At 63.5% G+C, this 13,924-nt stretch carries 14 protein-coding genes; 2 read left to right on the top strand and 12 right to left on the bottom strand.

Features of this window, described 5'->3' with window-relative positions; translation table 11 throughout:
* Nucleotides 1-30: 30 nt before the first annotated feature.
* The 3 genes from PQR42_RS03415 to PQR42_RS03405 are packed head-to-tail and all read right to left on the bottom strand — an operon-like array spanning nucleotide 31 to nucleotide 3,070.
* Nucleotides 31-1,032, bottom strand: coding sequence for a LysR family transcriptional regulator (locus PQR42_RS03415; protein WP_408382469.1), 1,002 nt, complete (start codon nucleotides 1,030-1,032; stop codon nucleotides 31-33).
* Complete coding sequence (locus PQR42_RS03410) at nucleotides 1,025-1,849, bottom strand: HpcH/HpaI aldolase/citrate lyase family protein (protein WP_408382468.1); 825 nt, start codon at nucleotides 1,847-1,849, stop codon at nucleotides 1,025-1,027. Before PQR42_RS03410 ends, PQR42_RS03415 begins: the two co-directional genes overlap by 8 nt.
* Nucleotides 1,850-1,879: 30 nt before the next feature.
* Complete coding sequence (locus PQR42_RS03405) at nucleotides 1,880-3,070, bottom strand: CaiB/BaiF CoA transferase family protein (RefSeq protein WP_408382467.1); 1,191 nt, start codon at nucleotides 3,068-3,070, stop codon at nucleotides 1,880-1,882.
* A gap of 332 nt (nucleotides 3,071-3,402) precedes the next feature.
* Between PQR42_RS03405 and PQR42_RS03400 the strand changes: the two genes are divergently transcribed.
* Both PQR42_RS03400 and PQR42_RS03395 read left to right on the top strand, forming a co-directional pair.
* On the top strand, nucleotides 3,403-4,176 hold the full coding sequence (locus tag PQR42_RS03400; RefSeq protein WP_408382465.1) for a carboxymuconolactone decarboxylase family protein: 774 nt from the start codon (nucleotides 3,403-3,405) through the stop codon (nucleotides 4,174-4,176).
* A 72-nt stretch (nucleotides 4,177-4,248) separates the two neighbouring features.
* Entirely contained in the window at nucleotides 4,249-5,535 is a 1,287-nt protein-coding gene (locus PQR42_RS03395; RefSeq protein ID WP_408382463.1) for an MFS transporter, read from the top strand.
* Nucleotides 5,536-5,625: 90 nt separating this feature from the next.
* Here the strand turns inward: PQR42_RS03395 and PQR42_RS03390 are convergent, their stop codons facing one another.
* The 9 genes from PQR42_RS03390 to PQR42_RS03350 all read right to left on the bottom strand — a co-directional run bounded on the left by PQR42_RS03390 (nucleotide 5,626) and on the right by PQR42_RS03350 (nucleotide 13,918).
* Nucleotides 5,626-6,294 (bottom strand): GntR family transcriptional regulator, encoded by a 669-nt coding sequence (locus PQR42_RS03390; RefSeq protein ID WP_408204846.1) that lies wholly within the window; start codon nucleotides 6,292-6,294, stop codon nucleotides 5,626-5,628.
* Between the two features lie 109 nt (nucleotides 6,295-6,403).
* Nucleotides 6,404-7,126 carry a 2,3-bisphosphoglycerate-dependent phosphoglycerate mutase gene (locus PQR42_RS03385; RefSeq protein ID WP_408382461.1) on the bottom strand — a complete coding sequence of 241 codons (723 nt, stop codon included), beginning with the start codon at nucleotides 7,124-7,126 and terminating at the stop codon, nucleotides 6,404-6,406.
* Nucleotides 7,127-7,347: 221 nt separating this feature from the next.
* The gene (locus PQR42_RS03380; protein ID WP_408382459.1) at nucleotides 7,348-8,136 is read right to left on the bottom strand and encodes a carboxymuconolactone decarboxylase family protein; all 789 of its coding nucleotides are present in this window, start codon (nucleotides 8,134-8,136) and stop codon (nucleotides 7,348-7,350) included.
* Between the two features lie 96 nt (nucleotides 8,137-8,232).
* A complete protein-coding gene (locus PQR42_RS03375; RefSeq protein WP_132378303.1) occupies nucleotides 8,233-8,625 on the bottom strand; it encodes a cupin domain-containing protein in 393 nt (130 codons plus the stop codon).
* Nucleotides 8,622-9,536, bottom strand: a complete 915-nt coding sequence (locus PQR42_RS03370) for an NAD(P)-dependent oxidoreductase (protein ID WP_408382458.1) — start codon at nucleotides 9,534-9,536, stop codon at nucleotides 8,622-8,624. Before PQR42_RS03370 ends, PQR42_RS03375 begins: the two co-directional genes overlap by 4 nt.
* A 24-nt stretch (nucleotides 9,537-9,560) precedes the next feature.
* A complete protein-coding gene (locus PQR42_RS03365; RefSeq protein ID WP_408175247.1) occupies nucleotides 9,561-10,910 on the bottom strand; it encodes an MFS transporter in 1,350 nt (449 codons plus the stop codon).
* A 91-nt stretch (nucleotides 10,911-11,001) separates the two neighbouring features.
* Nucleotides 11,002-11,397, bottom strand: a complete 396-nt coding sequence (locus PQR42_RS03360; protein ID WP_408383009.1) for a carboxymuconolactone decarboxylase family protein — start codon at nucleotides 11,395-11,397, stop codon at nucleotides 11,002-11,004.
* Between the two features lie 156 nt (nucleotides 11,398-11,553).
* Nucleotides 11,554-12,984, bottom strand: coding sequence for an aldehyde dehydrogenase family protein (locus PQR42_RS03355; RefSeq protein ID WP_408382456.1), 1,431 nt, complete (start codon nucleotides 12,982-12,984; stop codon nucleotides 11,554-11,556).
* Between the two features lie 34 nt (nucleotides 12,985-13,018).
* The gene (locus PQR42_RS03350) at nucleotides 13,019-13,918 is read right to left on the bottom strand and encodes an NAD(P)-dependent oxidoreductase (protein ID WP_408382454.1); all 900 of its coding nucleotides are present in this window, start codon (nucleotides 13,916-13,918) and stop codon (nucleotides 13,019-13,021) included.
* Nucleotides 13,919-13,924: the final 6 nt, after the last annotated feature.

Here is a 13,924-nt window from a genome sequence, read left to right as displayed (position 1 = left end):
CGAAACTGCCTTTCCCGCGCTCTCCCGCGTTCAGGCGAACGCCATCTGCGCGGCGTAGAACATTGCTTCGATCAACGGCTCCTCGCGCCGCCGCGCGAGGCTGATGAACGACAGCGGAATCTCGATTGGCACTTCGCGCGAGATCGCCGCTCCGTATTTCTGCGCTTCGTCGATGGCGACGGATTCGCGCGCGAGCGAGAGCCCGACGCCCGCGCGCACCAGTTCGATCATCGACGCTTCGAGATCGACCTCCGCCACCACCTGCGGCTTCGCGCCGACCGAGTCGAATGCGCTCGTGAGCAGCCGGTTATGCATCGACGACGACGGCGTCCAGATCCACGGCAGTTCGGCAAGCCCGGCCCAGCCGAGTCCGTTGATGCGCTCCTGCCAGCCTTTCGGCGCAATGACGCAATAAGTGATAGGCATCAGCGCCACTGCATGCAGTTCGACGCCGTCGCTTTCAGCCGGCGTGCCGAGGTAGAAGCCGACGTCGAGCGCGCCGTTGGCCAGCCGTTCGATCACGTGACCCGTCATCGAATGACGTAGACGGGTGCGCACTTCCGGATAGCGATTCGCCATGTATTGCAGGATCGCGCCCAGACGAATCGTCTGCGGATTGAGAATCGTGCCGATCGACACGGTGCCCGACAGGATGCTGACGAGGTTGTCCGCGGCCACTTCGAAGCTGCCGATCGATTCGAGAATCTGCTCCGCGTACGGCAGCAGCCTGAGGCCGTCAGGCGTGAGCGCCAGGCCGCGCGGCGAGCGCACCAGCAGACGCAGCTTCAACTGGTCCTGCAGACTCTTCAGTTGCAGGCTGACGGCAGGCTGCGTCAGATTGAGCCGCTTCGCCGCCTTGGTCAGACTGCCTTCGCGCGCCACCGTGACGAACGCGCGGATATGCTGCAGATCGTTGATGCTCCGGCTCGACGGCTTACCGGGAAAAAGTTTCGAGAGGTTCATCGGCAGGCCAACAATAGGCCGCAAATGCGGCACGGTCAGCGCGCCTGAGTTCAATGCCTGCTCACGCATGGCCGGCCGCCTCCAGAATGCGGCGCGCTTGCGCGAGCACCGGCGCATCGACGAGCTTGCCGTCGACCGCCACCGCCGCGCCGCTCTGAGCGACTTCGCAGACCCGCGTCGCCCATTGCACTTCGCGCGGCGCCGGACCGAGCCCGGCGGTGACCGGTGCGATCTGCTTCGGATGCACGCACAGCTTGGCCCCGAAACCGAAGGCGCGAGCGCGTTGCACTTCAGCGTCGAGCGCGGTGGCATCGTCGAGATTCGTGCAGACGCCGTCCACGGCCGGCAGCAATCCTGCCAGGCGCGTAAACAGCAGGATCTTCGAGCGATAGTAATGCAATGGCTCACCCATTTCATTCGCGCCAAGGTCGAGCGCCAGATCGACGGTGCCGAGCATCAGGCGGGCAACGTTCGGCGCACGCGCCAGTTCGGCGAGACAGTCGAAGCCCGCCGCGGTTTCCATCAGCAAATGCAGCGCCCAGCGCGGTTCCATCGAAGCGATGCGGGCGATCTCGTCCGCGTGCTCCGCTTTCGGAATCACGATGCCGTCGAGGTCGAGCCCGGCGCATGCGGCCAGATCGGCGTCGTACCACGGTGTACCGTGGCTATTGATGCGGACCAGCAACTGCACCTTCAACGCACGCGCGGTGTCCGCCAATGCCGGCAACGTGCTCGCGAGCGAGATCCGCGCATCGTCCTTGCGCGCAGGCTCGACCGCGTCTTCGAGATCGACGATCACGGCGCCGGCGCCCGCGCGCGCGGCTTTGTCAAAGCGCTCGGAACGCGTTGCGGGTGCGAACAGATAGGTACGAAGGAAGCGGGACATGAGAGCCGTCGGTAATGGTGAAATCGATCGCTAGATCACGCCGGCCGCGCGCAACGCGGCAAGGTCCGAGCCGGTGCAACCGAGCAACTCGCCGAATACGTCGTCGTTATGGCTGCCGAGCGCCGCTCCGAGCCATTCGATGTCGCCGGGCGTTTCCGATAAGCGCGGAATCACATTCGGCACCGCCACGTCGCCTGCCCGCGACGGCATCGTCCGGATATTGCCGCGCGCCTGATATTGCGGATCGTCGAAGATATCGGCGACGCTATATAGCAGGCTCGCCGGCACCGAGCCCTCGTCGCACAAACGCAGCACTTCGTCGTGGTCGCGCGCGCCGACCCATTCCTGCACAGTTGCATTGACTTCATCGATCGCGGCGATGCGCGCCGACGCGCGGCCCCAGCGGTCGTCGCCCGCGAGTTCAGGTTGCTGAAGCACGTGCGCGAAGCGGCGGAAAATCTTGTCGTTGGTGCATGCAATGGCGACCCAGCGCTCGTTGCGTGTGCGGTAATGCGCATGCGGCGCGACGTTCACCGCGTTCGCGCCCATCCGCTCGCGCACCTTGCCGAACATCTGGTATGCAGGGACCATCTCGTCGAGAACACGGAACATCGGCTCGTAGAGCGCAAGATCGACACATTGACCGCGACCGGTGCGCTCGCGTGCCTGCAACGCAATCAGCGCGCCCACCGCCGCATACATGCCCGAGCCGTAGTCGGCGAGCGACGTCGAGCCGGGCGTGACTGGAATCCGGTCCGGCTCGCCGGCCAGATAGGCGAGCCCCGAAAACGCATGCGCGACCCGTGCGAAGCCTGGTTTGCCGCGGCTCGGCCCATCCTGTCCGTAGGCGGAGATCCGCACGAGAATCGTGCGCGGATTGCGCTTGTGCAGCGATTCGAAGTCGAGGCCCCACTTCTCGATCACGCCCGGCCGGAAATTCTCCACGACGATGTCGCAGCTCGCCGCCAGATCGCGAAGCATCTGCTGGCCGCGCTGGTCGGCAAGATTGAGCGTCACGCACTTCTTGTTGCGGCTCTCGGTGAGCCACATCAGCGTGTCGCCGCAATCCGTTCCGGTGCCGAACCGGCGCAGCGCATCGCCGGTTTGAGGCGGCTCAACCTTGATCACTTCCGCGCCGAACTCGGCAAGGATCGTCGTACAGAACGGCCCGGCCACGAAGGTTCCCAGATCGAGCACTCGCAAGCCTTCCAGCGCTTTCATGCGGATTCCCATTGCAGTTGGCGTGAGTGAATGCTCGGCGCGGCGACCGTCAGCGTCCATTGAAATGTGCAAAAGGGCTGTATAAGCAGCGCTTAATAATGCGCCGCGTCATAACTGCGCGAACCGGGGAGACGGCTCGTGGCAAAGGCGTTCGGGGGCTTTGGCCGTTGCTGCCGCGCTGCAAAGCAACAACTCCTTCCAGGGCATGCATCGGTTTGCAGTTCCGCCGGGCCGCTCATAAGATAAGCAGCACCTCCTGCGCCTTTCTCCTTGATTGCCGTCATGGCCAGAGATCTCGCACGGAGCCATTCAAACATTATTTCGGATACCCAATGACTTCGTCTTCGCTCAGGAAGCAGATCGCATCGTTCGTCGCCGATGGCGGCACGTGGCCCGCGTCGCTCGATCCGCTGATCGAAATCCGTCCCGCCTTCGTCGACGCGTATCTGGCGTTTGCGGGCTGCGCCTATCGCAACGGTCCGCTCGAACCGAAAGTGAAGGCGCTGGTGAGTTTCGCTCTCGAAGCATCGGTCACGCATCTGAACGCTAACGGCGCGCGGCGCTTCTGCCGCGAAGCGCTGCGCCTCGGCGCGACTCGCGACGAACTGCTGGAAACGCTGGAACTCATCAGCGTGATCGGCGTTCATGCGTGCGTGATCGGCATGCCGGTGCTGGAAGAGAAAGTCGCCAACGATCCGCGCAATGCAATCGATACGCGTCACGCCGACTCGCGGCGCCAGGCGATCAAGCGCGAGTTCACGGAGAAACGTGGCTACTGGAGCGCGATCTGGGACGGCACGCTCGCGCTCGATCCGGATTTCTTCGAAGCGTTCACGACGTTCTCGTCGGTTCCGTGGGTACACGGCAAGCTTGCGCCGAAGGTGAAGGAATTCATGTACATCGCCGTCGACGTGTCGGTGACGCACCAATACGTGCCCGGCACGCATGTGCACATCGAGAACGCGCTGAAGTATGGCGCGACGCCAGCCGAGATTCTTGAAGTCATGCAGCTGGCGAGCACGATGGGAATGGCGAGCTTCGAACTGGCGCTGCCCATCGTGCTGGAAGAAATCGCGGCGCTGGAGAAACAGGCGGCCGTTTCCTGACCGGCCGTTCCTGACATCACACCGCCGGATCGCCAACTACTACTACGACGTCACAGACGGAGGAGACGCACGATGGACACCGCACTCGACACTGCACGAATCGGCAAGTCACGCTGGCTGCGTGTGGGCCTGATCGTTTTCATCAGTTACCTGGTTGCGTTCGCGGACCGCACCAACATCGGCGTCGCCGCGCCCCAAATGGCGCGCGACCTGCAACTCGGCACCACGATTACCGGCGCGCTGCTGGGGGCGTTTTTCTGGGGCTACCTCGTCACGCAGATTCCCGGCGGCTGGCTCTCGACGCGCATCGGGCCACGCCGCGTGATCGCCGTATCGATGTTCATCACGGGCGTAATGGCGTGCCTGACCGGGATGGTGCACACGCTGCCCGCATTGATCACTGTTCGCGTCATCATGGGTCTCGCCGAAGGGGTGATATGGCCGTCGTTCTCGGTCATCTTCGTGCACTGGTTCCCGGCGCGCGAACGGGCGCGCGGCATCGCATTCGCGCAATATGCGCTGCCGCTATCGTCGGTGGTCATGGCGCCGCTCGCGGGCTGGATGATCGACGTGTTTCACTGGAAGACGATGTTCATCCTGCAAGGTTTGCCGGCCATCGTGATGGCGGTACTCGTGTGGCTGTTCGTCTCGGACGACCCCGCGACAGACCGCTGGCTGTCCACGTCCGAGCGGGATTTCATCACGCAGCAGCGTCTTGCCGGCACCGGGGCCGACGACAGTTTTGGCAGTGTGCTGAAGCAATCCACCGTCTGGTTGCTGGCCGTCGTCGCGCTCTCCTGGATCATGGTGATCTTCAGTTTCGGCCTGTGGATGCCCAGTCTCATCAAGCAGTACTTCGCCCACGGCTATGCCGCAGTCGGCTGGCTCACCGCGTTGCCGTCGCTATTCGGCGCGTTTTCGATGTTCATCAACTCGTGGTTATCCGACCGGCCGTCATCTCTCTCGCGAGGCTGGTTCGTCGCCGTACCGCTGGTGGTCGCGGGCGCGGCGCTGCTGGCGCAGCACTATATCGACGGCGGCCTGGTGTTCACGATGATCATGTTCTGCATCGCCGGCGCGGGGCTGTTCTCGCCAAGCGGCACATGGTGGGCCTGGGTGATCAGCAAAGTGCCGCGTAATCAGGCCGCGCCTTCGATCGCCCTGATCAACATGTTCGCGAGTTTCGGTGGCGTGGTCGGGCCGCTTATCGTTGGCTTCTATGCACGCGGCGGCAATCTGTCCAGCAGCTTCTATATCCTCGGATATTTTCTGTTTGCGGCGGCGATCGTCGTTACGTATCTGATCCGGCGCACGCCTTTGCGCGATGTGACGTCCGCGGAGACGGTCCTGCTACATTGAAGGCTCCGGAGGCGAGATGGCTTGCGTGTTCGCCCGCTGCCGTCAATGAGAGATGACGACCTTGCCGAAGAAGGCACGGTCGCCCACCAACTACTCCGCCTTATCCAGCATCCGTAGCGCCGCCTTCTCGGCATTGGCGACATGCAACCGTGCAATGTTCTGCGCGGCCTCGCCGTCTCTTGCCTTCAAGGCCTTATAAAGACGGTCGATTTCGCGCAGGCTGTTCGGCAGCCGCTCCGGATGCATCAGCGAAGTGGAGCGCAACAGATTGATGCGCGAATAGAGACTATTGAGGATTTCCTGGATTAGCGCGTTGCCGCAGTTCTCCAGCAGCAAATCATAGAGCGCGGTTTTCGCGCGCAGCACGCCTTGCTGGTTTTGCGCCGTTGCCTCGGCGCGTAGTTCCTTCGCGACGTCCCCAAAGCGAGAAATGGCGTCGTCACTGGCAAGGCGGGCGAACTCATGCGCGGCAAAACCTTCGAGTAGCCCTCGCAACGCATACAACTCGACGGCCTCTTCTTTTGATATCACCGCGACGATGGGGCCTTTATGCGGCACGCTGCGCACCAGCTTTTCGGCCTCGAGCTTGCGCAGCGCTTCGCGCACGGACGTCCGGCTTACGCCGAGCGTCTCGCACAACTCGCGCTCGATCAGGCGCGCACCAGGCGCGAAACGCCCGCTTACGATAGCCTGGCGCAGCACGTTTTCCACCTGATGCCGCAGCGTCTCAGGTCTGATGACGTCCATGTCTGTTGACATTATTGTATTCCCGTCCGACAAGATCCAGCCTCCATGATACGTGAGCGGGCATCGTTGCAGGCAGCTTTTGACTGGTACTGCGCACAAAAATGGCGAGCCAGCGCGCGTTTCAGCGGCGGGCCGGCAGAGCTGCTAGCGGCACGCGGGAAGTGACGCAAAGCGTTGCGTCGAAACTCATGACCAACGGTTCCGCATGCGCGACTTCAACCGAGGCGATTGCGTCGTCGCCGATGCCGTCGAGTTGCTTGAAAAGCGCCCGCAACGAGTTGCCATGCCCCACCATCAGTACCGACTGTCCACGCGTCAGTGCAGGAGCAACGCAGTCGTCCCACAGCGGCAGCACACGCCGCAATGTGTCGCGCAAGCTTTCGGTGCGCGGCAGCGCATCGGCACCAGGCATCGCATCGTCATGTAACGCACGCACCAATGCCGCATGCAGGTCCGCATCGAGCGCCGGTGGCGCAAGGTCGAAGCCGCGCCGCCATTGCCGCACACGGTCCGCACCGTAGGCGAGCGCGGCCACGTCTTTTTCCATGCCCGTCAGCGCGCCATAGTGGCGATCGTTCAGCCGCCACGAGCGCACGGTTTCAGGCTGTGACTGGTCGAGGGCGCGCAGCACGTGCGCGAGGGTATCGGTGGCGCGCGACAACGCCGACGTCACCGCCAGATCGAAACGGAAACCCGCTTCACGCAAACGCTCACCGACGCGCTGGGCATCGGCCTCCCCTTGATCCGACAGACCGACATCGCTCCAGCCGGTGAAGCGATTGGCCCGATTCCAGACCGACTGACCGTGACGCAGGACGACGAGCGTGGCCGATTGAGAGGTCATATCGACGGACACGCTAGTTGTAGCCAAGAATCGCGACAGCGAGCACGTGCGCATGCTCGCTTTCGTTCGAGGCGAGTACCGAAAGCGGCGCCGACTGCATCGCGCGCCATGCCGAATGTGGCGCACCGGCCCTCGCGTTGCGCTGCACAGACCAGGCGTTTGACGCAGCCCACTCGCGCGCCGCCGGTTGGACAGAAAACACGGACGTGCGTCTCGCTGGATTATGCATGCGGGTTCCCCACAACCGCGCCGCTGCGCGCGAGAGCGGCTTCCAGCAGCGGCGCGCCCAATTCCGCGCCGTGAATCCCCGTCACGCTGACGATTTCCAGCAACTCCATCAGTTCCTCGGCGCTCGCGCCGTAGCGCAGCGCGTTGCGCATGTGCAGCTTCAGGCCCGGCACGTAGAGATGCGTAGCGGACGCGTCGAACGCGCAGTACATGAACTCCTTGAGTTTCGGGCTCAGCACGCCGGTGCGCCACGGCACCGACGAAAACTCGACATACGCTTCGAAAAGATCCGGATCGAGTTCGAGGAGACCTTCCCACGTTGGATGCCAGTAGCCGCGGTTCGTCTCGAACTCGGCTTTCAGTTTTTGCCGGCGCTCATCGAGTTCAGGCGCGCCGTGACGCAACCCTTCTTCTTCGAGTACTTCGAGCAGTACCGGCACGCCGACATTGCTGGTGTGAATGCCGATCGTGCTGATCAACTCCAGCACTTCGATCAACTCGTCGCGGGTCGCACCGAACGACAACGCCCGTTCGATATGGCGCGCGACGCCCGGCGCATACAGTTGCGTCGCGCATGCGTCGGCAGCGAGCGCGATGAACGCGCGCGTCTTGTCGTCGAGATGATTCCTGCGCCGCGGCACGCCCGCGAACTTCAGGTAGGCGTCGACGAAACGCGGATCGAGGCGCACGAGGCTGTCCCATTCGGGACTCGCCTTGCCGTGCAGGTCGACGAGTTCGTCGCGAAGGCGCGACAGATCCGGCTGCGGCATAGTCTGGGTCATGACGTGAATTCCATCGATGGAAATACGGTGGCTGTTCTTTGCGCATGCAGGGCCAACCTGCGCACCGCATGTGCGTTCGGTCCGCTCGTGCTCGCGCTAGCGGGCCGCGGCAGCCGGATAATCTTGCGCTGCCACCTCTTCCTGCCACGTGCCCTTGCCGATCGACGTCGCGATGTGGACCATGTAGCTGTTTTCACTCGCACCGTGCCAGTGCCGCTCGTTCGGTCCGATGAACACGATGTCGCCCTGGCGGATCGGCTGCGGTTCTTCGCCGTCCAGACAGATCCAGCCCTGACCGGCCGTCACCTGCAAGACCTGGCCGAACTCGTGCGTGTGCCAGTAAGTGCGGCCGCCCGGTTCGAACAGCACGGTATTGATGGTGACGCCATTGGTTGCCGGCATGACCGGGTCGGCCCAGACGGTGCCGGTGAACGTGTCGCTGCGGCGCTCGGATATCGCGCCGGCCGCTCTGCCGTGAAAGACCTTCATGCGTTTTTCTCCTTGTGTGCTCCGTCGAACAGCCGCACGCCGCCCGACACGTCGCCGATCGCATCGACGACACGGTTGCTGATCACATCGCCGTAACCCAGCGCAGTGCCGAGACCAAAGCTCGCGAGCGGGCCGGCCGAATTCAGCGACGTCACGCCGAGTTCGCGCGCGCGGTCCACGTACAGCACCACGTCCTTGGTCATCAGCTTGCCGGTCAGGCCGCCTTCCAGATAGTCGCCATCGACGATCTTCGGGAAACGGTTGAGCGTGGCGAAATTGACACCGCTGCTGCTGTTCAGCACATCGAGCAGCAGATGCAGGTCGAGCCCCGCCTTCTTGCCCGCCACCATCACTTCGGCGCTGGCGGCGAGGCTCACCGCGTTCAGAAAGTTGTTCAGCAGCTTGGTGGTGTGGCCCGCGCCGCTCACGCCCATGTGCGCGACCTTCGAGCTGATTGGCGCGAAGGCCCATTGCAGCGCGGCCACGGCGTCGGCATCGCCGCCCACCATCAACGTGAGCGAGCCCTTCTCCGCCGCCGCCGCGCCGCCCGAAATGCCGGCGTCGACGTAATGCACGCCGCGCTCGGCAAAGCGTTTGGCGAGGCGAATCGTCGAGCTGGCGGCGGCCGTACTCAGATCGACGACGATCTGCCCCGCGCGACAATGCGCGAGCACGCCGTCCTCGCCTTCCACGACCGCCTCGACGACCTTGCTGTCCGGCAACGACATCATCACGACGTCCGCATACGCGATCACTTCGCCCACGGTGCCGGCCGCTTTCGCGCCCGCGGTGTCGATGCGTTCACGCACGGTGTCGTAACCCAACACGGCGATGCCCGAGTCGACGAGACGCCGTGTCATGCGTCCGCCCATGTTGCCGAGACCGATGAAGCCGATCCGTTCCTTGTTCATGAGTTGTGTTCCTCTGCTTCGAAATTAGAAATCCACATCTTTCGTTTCCGGGCCCATCAGCGCGCCGACCATGCCGATCAGGCCACCCACGCATAGCAGCACGACCGAGGTCAGCCGCAGCGGCATGAAGGCGCCGAGCCAGTTCATATAAAACGCGTAGAACGAAGGGATGATCACCGACAGACTGAAGCCGACACCGAAGCCCGTTGCACGCACATCGGTCACGAAACGCTCGTTGATGTACGTGACGATCACGCCCCACGGCGACGTGACGAGCACCGCGAGCACGCACACCAGCAGCATGATGGTCGACAGCGAGAGCCCGTCGACATTCGCCAGCACGTACAGCAGCGCCGCGCCGACCGTCGCGATCAGCGGACCGACGATCACGAAGAAACGGCGCCGCCCGATGCGCTGCGCGATCATCCCCGAACCGATGTAGCTGAAAAACAGCACGAAATACGTGAGCATGAGCGTCGCGGTCATCTGGAAGCCGCTCAGATGCAGCGTCTTCACCAGCAGGCCCGTCGGCAGGAAAATCGTGATGATGTTCTGCGTGAGCCAGAAGCCCGTCATCATCACCAGCACCTGCAACAGATTGCGACCGCTCTTGCCGCGCAGCAGATCGGAGAGCGGCAGCTTTTCGGTGACGGTGGCCTTGTCGGCGGCTTCGCTCTTCCAGATTTCCGATTCGGAGACCTTGCGCACGTAGTACATCGTCAGCAAACCCGCCAGTGCCGCGCCGAGCACGAACGGAATGCGCCAGCCCCATTGCGCGTACGGCGAGTGCATGCCGTTGAGCGGAAACAGCACGAACATCAGCATCGCGACGAGGTTGATGGTCACGTATGCGGCCGGAAATCCGGAGATGATGAAGCCGCCCACGAAACCGCGCTGCTCTTTCTTCGAATACTCGATCGCGAGCGGCATCGCGCCCGTGTAGCCGCCGCCCAGAAAAATCCCGTCGACGAAACGCAGCAGCACCAGCAGCCAATACGACACGATGCCGAGCGTTTCATAGCCGGGCAGCAACGCGATGAGCAGCGTCACCACGCCGAAGCCGGACACGGACCAGATCGACGCCTTGCGACGGCCGACGCGGTCCGCGATCATGCCGAACAGCAACGCGCCGACCGGCCGGCCGAGCAGCGTCGTGATAAAGACCAGCGACGCGAGGATGGTCTCCATGCCGGCCGAAAGATGCGGCGGCTGGAAAAATCCCAGCACCGGCGACAACACCACCACCGGCAGATAGATATCGAACATGTCGATGAACTCGGAGAAGAACGCGCCCTTGATGGCATTGCGCCTCCTCGTTTCGATCGACTGATCGTTCTCCGCCGTTACGACGTCATTCGCAGTCAACGCTTTCATACCTGTCTCCGTTCGTTATTCGCACCGCTTTGCGATGCGGGTTCTCCTTGCGCTGCCCGTGTGCTGTTGGCCATCCGCGCTGAGTGCCGCGTCAGGCGGCGGCCATTTCCGCTTCGTAGGCCTTGATCGCCTCACTCGCGACACGGAACGCCGCGAGCGCGAGCGGTGCGCCGCAGTAGACGGCGGCCTGCATCAGCACCGCACGGATTTCTTCCTTGGTCACGCCATTGCGCAGCGCGCCCTTCACGTGCACCGACAATTCGTGGTGCTGGCTCATCGCCGTTAACATGCCGAGATTGAGCATGCTGCGCGTCTTGAAGGACAACGTCGGGTCGCCCCAGATGTCGCCCCAGCAGCTTTCGGTGACGAACTTCTGCATCGGCCGGTTGAAGTCGTCGGCATTCGACCACGATTTTTCGACGTGTCCGGCGCCCAGCACCTCCTTGCGATTTTCGAAGCCTTTGTTGAAGCGGTCATTGGTGTCCATCGTGTTTCCTCTGTGGTTCAAACTGATTGCTGACAGGGTTGGCTCATGCGTCCGATCCGGGAACGCCATTGCCTGCCTGAATGATTGTCGGACAATGCATGCAGCGAAATTTTTTTGACGTGACCAGCCAATCCTCATGCGCCACGCTGCCATCATTCAATCCGCGCCGTAACCCACCAGCGCCTTTGTCTCCAGATACTCGCGCAGGCCGGCTTCGCCCCATTCGCGACCGTTGCCCGAGCGTTTATAGCCGCCAAACGGTGCGCCGAAATCGGCGGGCGGATAGTTCAGGTGCACGCCGCCCGCGCGCAGTGCGCGGCCGACCCTGCGCGCCCGCGCGACGTCCGCCGATTGCACGTAAGCGGCGAGACCGTAGTCGGTGCCGTTCGCAATCTCGATTGCCTGCTCTTCGGTGTCGTACGGAATCATCGACAGCACCGGCCCGAAAATTTCCTCGCGAGCGATGGTCATGTCGGGGGTGACGTCGGCGAAGACGGTCGGGCGCGCGTAATAGCCCTTGTCGATGCCGTCCGGCCGGCCCGTGCCGCCGGCGACGAGGCGCGCGCCTTCGTCGATGCCGGTCTGGATCAGCGACTGCACGCGCTTGAACTGGTTCGCGTTGACGAGCGGCCCGAGTTGCGTCGACGGGTCGTCGGTCGGTCCGAGCCGATACGCCTGCGCGGCGCGCTTCGCGATCTGCGCGGCGTCGTTCATGAGATGACGCGGCACCAGCATGCGTGTCGGAATCGAGCACGACTGCCCGGAGTTCGTGAAGCAGGCGGCGACGCCGCGCGTGACCGCCTGATCCAGATCGACGTCGTCGAGCAGAATGTTGGCCGACTTGCCGCCGAGTTCCTGCGCGACGCGTTTAACGGTTTCCGCCGCCGACTGCGCGACCAGCACGCCGGCGCGAGTCGAGCCGGTGAACGACACCATGTCGATATCCGCATGACTCGCGATAGCCGAGCCGACACCCGGACCATCGCCGTTGACGAGATTGAACACGCCCGCCGGCACGCCGGCTTCATGCAAGACGTCCGCGAACAGTAGCGCACTGAGCGGCGAATATTCGCTCGGCTTGAGCACCATTGTGCAGCCCGCCGCGAGCGCGGGCGCAATCTTGACGACGATCTGATTGACCGGCCAGTTCCACGGCGTGATCAGGCCGCACACGCCGATCGGTTCGAGCACCACGCGCGTGCTGCCGCGCTGCTCTTCGAATTCGAAACGTTCGAGCACGTCGATCAGCGCATTCAGATGCGCGGGACCGCGCATCGCCTGACCGTTGCGGGCGAACGTGATGGGCGCGCCCATTTCGCGGCGCATGGCCTCGGCGAATTCGTCGTAGCGACGCTCGTAGATCGCGACGATGCGCTTGAGCAGCGCGACACGTTCGGGCACGCTCGTCGCCGACCAGGCCGGAAACGCGCGGCGCGCGGCCGCAACTGCGCGATCGACATCTTCGGCGTTGCCCATCGCGAGTTTGTCGAACGCGATTTCCGTCGACGGATCGACGACCCCAAACCAGACCGCGGACGTAGGTTCGACCCAACGTCCGTCGATATAAAACTGGGCTGCATGTGACATGACAGGCTCCGGAATCAATGAATCAGAGGCACGCTCAGGATGCCGCGCCGGGCAGGAGGCGGTACATCTCGGTGTGGTCGGTGGCGGGCGTGGCGTGCTGCGCCGCTTCGTCCCATACCTGAGTACACGTCGCGCCGAACGTCATGGGATGACCGACCGCCTGCGCGAGCGCGCGGGCGATCTTCAGGTCCTTGTTCATCAACTGCAGCGCGAAGCCGGAAGCGAAAGTGCCGCTCAGCATGAACTGCTTGACCTTGTTTTCGGACGTATTGCTGCGACCCGTCGACGCGTTCAGCACGTCCGTCATCACCGCCGGCTCGATGCCGAAGCGGCTCGCGATCTGCAACGCCTCGACCGTGGCCGCGAGGCCTGCCGCCGACACGTAGTTGTTGAGCGCCTTGGCCGCGTGACCCGCGCCCGCCGCGCCGATATGCAGCACGCTCTTGCCCATCGCGTCGAGCACCGGCTTGCAGCGCGTCAGCACCTCGGTCTTGCCGCCGACGAGAATCGCCAGCGTGCCGTCCTTCGCGCGTTTGACGCCGCCCGACACCGGTGCATCCAGGTACGCGAGCCCCCGTGCTTCTAGCGTCTTGCCGAGTTCACGCGAACGCTCCGGTTCCGACGAACTCATGTCGATCACCACCGCGCCCTTCGCGAGTCGTGCGGCCCAGCCCTGATCGTCGCCTTCGTTGCCATCACCGAGCAGCACCTTCTCGACGATCGCCGAATTCGGCAGCATCGTGATCAAAGCGTCGAGCAACGCGGCATGGTCCGCGTTCAGCCGCTGCGCGCCCGTTTGACCGGCCAGCGCATCGGCACGGGCCGCGTCGGCGTCGTCGATGAACACTTCGAAACCGGCGTTGCGCAGGCACTGCACCATCGGTGCGCCCATCATGCCGAGACCGATGAATCCGATCCGTTTGGGTTGTGTCATGAAATA

The sequence above is a fragment of the Paraburkholderia sediminicola genome, from assembly GCF_046027355.1.
Lineage (GTDB): Bacteria > Pseudomonadota > Gammaproteobacteria > Burkholderiales > Burkholderiaceae > Paraburkholderia > Paraburkholderia sediminicola_B.
This window is presented reverse-complemented; position numbering and strand designations above follow the sequence as displayed.

Bases quoted from the DNA above. Each gene is read 5' to 3' on its own strand.
- PQR42_RS03400 (WP_408382465.1), top strand. From the start codon at position 3,403: ATGACTTCGTCTTCGCTCAGGAAGCAGATCGCATCGTTCGTCGCCGAT.
- PQR42_RS03370 (WP_408382458.1), bottom strand. From the start codon at position 9,536: ATGAACAAGGAACGGATCGGCTTCATCGGTCTCGGCAACATGGGCGGA.
- PQR42_RS03395 (WP_408382463.1), top strand. From the start codon at position 4,249: ATGGACACCGCACTCGACACTGCACGAATCGGCAAGTCACGCTGGCTG.
- PQR42_RS03380 (WP_408382459.1), bottom strand. From the start codon at position 8,136: ATGACCCAGACTATGCCGCAGCCGGATCTGTCGCGCCTTCGCGACGAA.
- PQR42_RS03385 (WP_408382461.1), bottom strand. From the start codon at position 7,126: ATGACCTCTCAATCGGCCACGCTCGTCGTCCTGCGTCACGGTCAGTCG.
- PQR42_RS03350 (WP_408382454.1), bottom strand. From the start codon at position 13,918: ATGACACAACCCAAACGGATCGGATTCATCGGTCTCGGCATGATGGGC.
- PQR42_RS03355 (WP_408382456.1), bottom strand. From the start codon at position 12,984: ATGTCACATGCAGCCCAGTTTTATATCGACGGACGTTGGGTCGAACCT.
- PQR42_RS03415 (WP_408382469.1), bottom strand. From the start codon at position 1,032: ATGCGTGAGCAGGCATTGAACTCAGGCGCGCTGACCGTGCCGCATTTG.
- PQR42_RS03365 (WP_408175247.1), bottom strand. From the start codon at position 10,910: ATGAAAGCGTTGACTGCGAATGACGTCGTAACGGCGGAGAACGATCAG.
- PQR42_RS03410 (WP_408382468.1), bottom strand. From the start codon at position 1,849: ATGTCCCGCTTCCTTCGTACCTATCTGTTCGCACCCGCAACGCGTTCC.
- PQR42_RS03390 (WP_408204846.1), bottom strand. From the start codon at position 6,294: ATGTCAACAGACATGGACGTCATCAGACCTGAGACGCTGCGGCATCAG.
- PQR42_RS03375 (WP_132378303.1), bottom strand. From the start codon at position 8,625: ATGAAGGTCTTTCACGGCAGAGCGGCCGGCGCGATATCCGAGCGCCGC.
- PQR42_RS03360 (WP_408383009.1), bottom strand. From the start codon at position 11,397: ATGGACACCAATGACCGCTTCAACAAAGGCTTCGAAAATCGCAAGGAG.
- PQR42_RS03405 (WP_408382467.1), bottom strand. From the start codon at position 3,070: ATGAAAGCGCTGGAAGGCTTGCGAGTGCTCGATCTGGGAACCTTCGTG.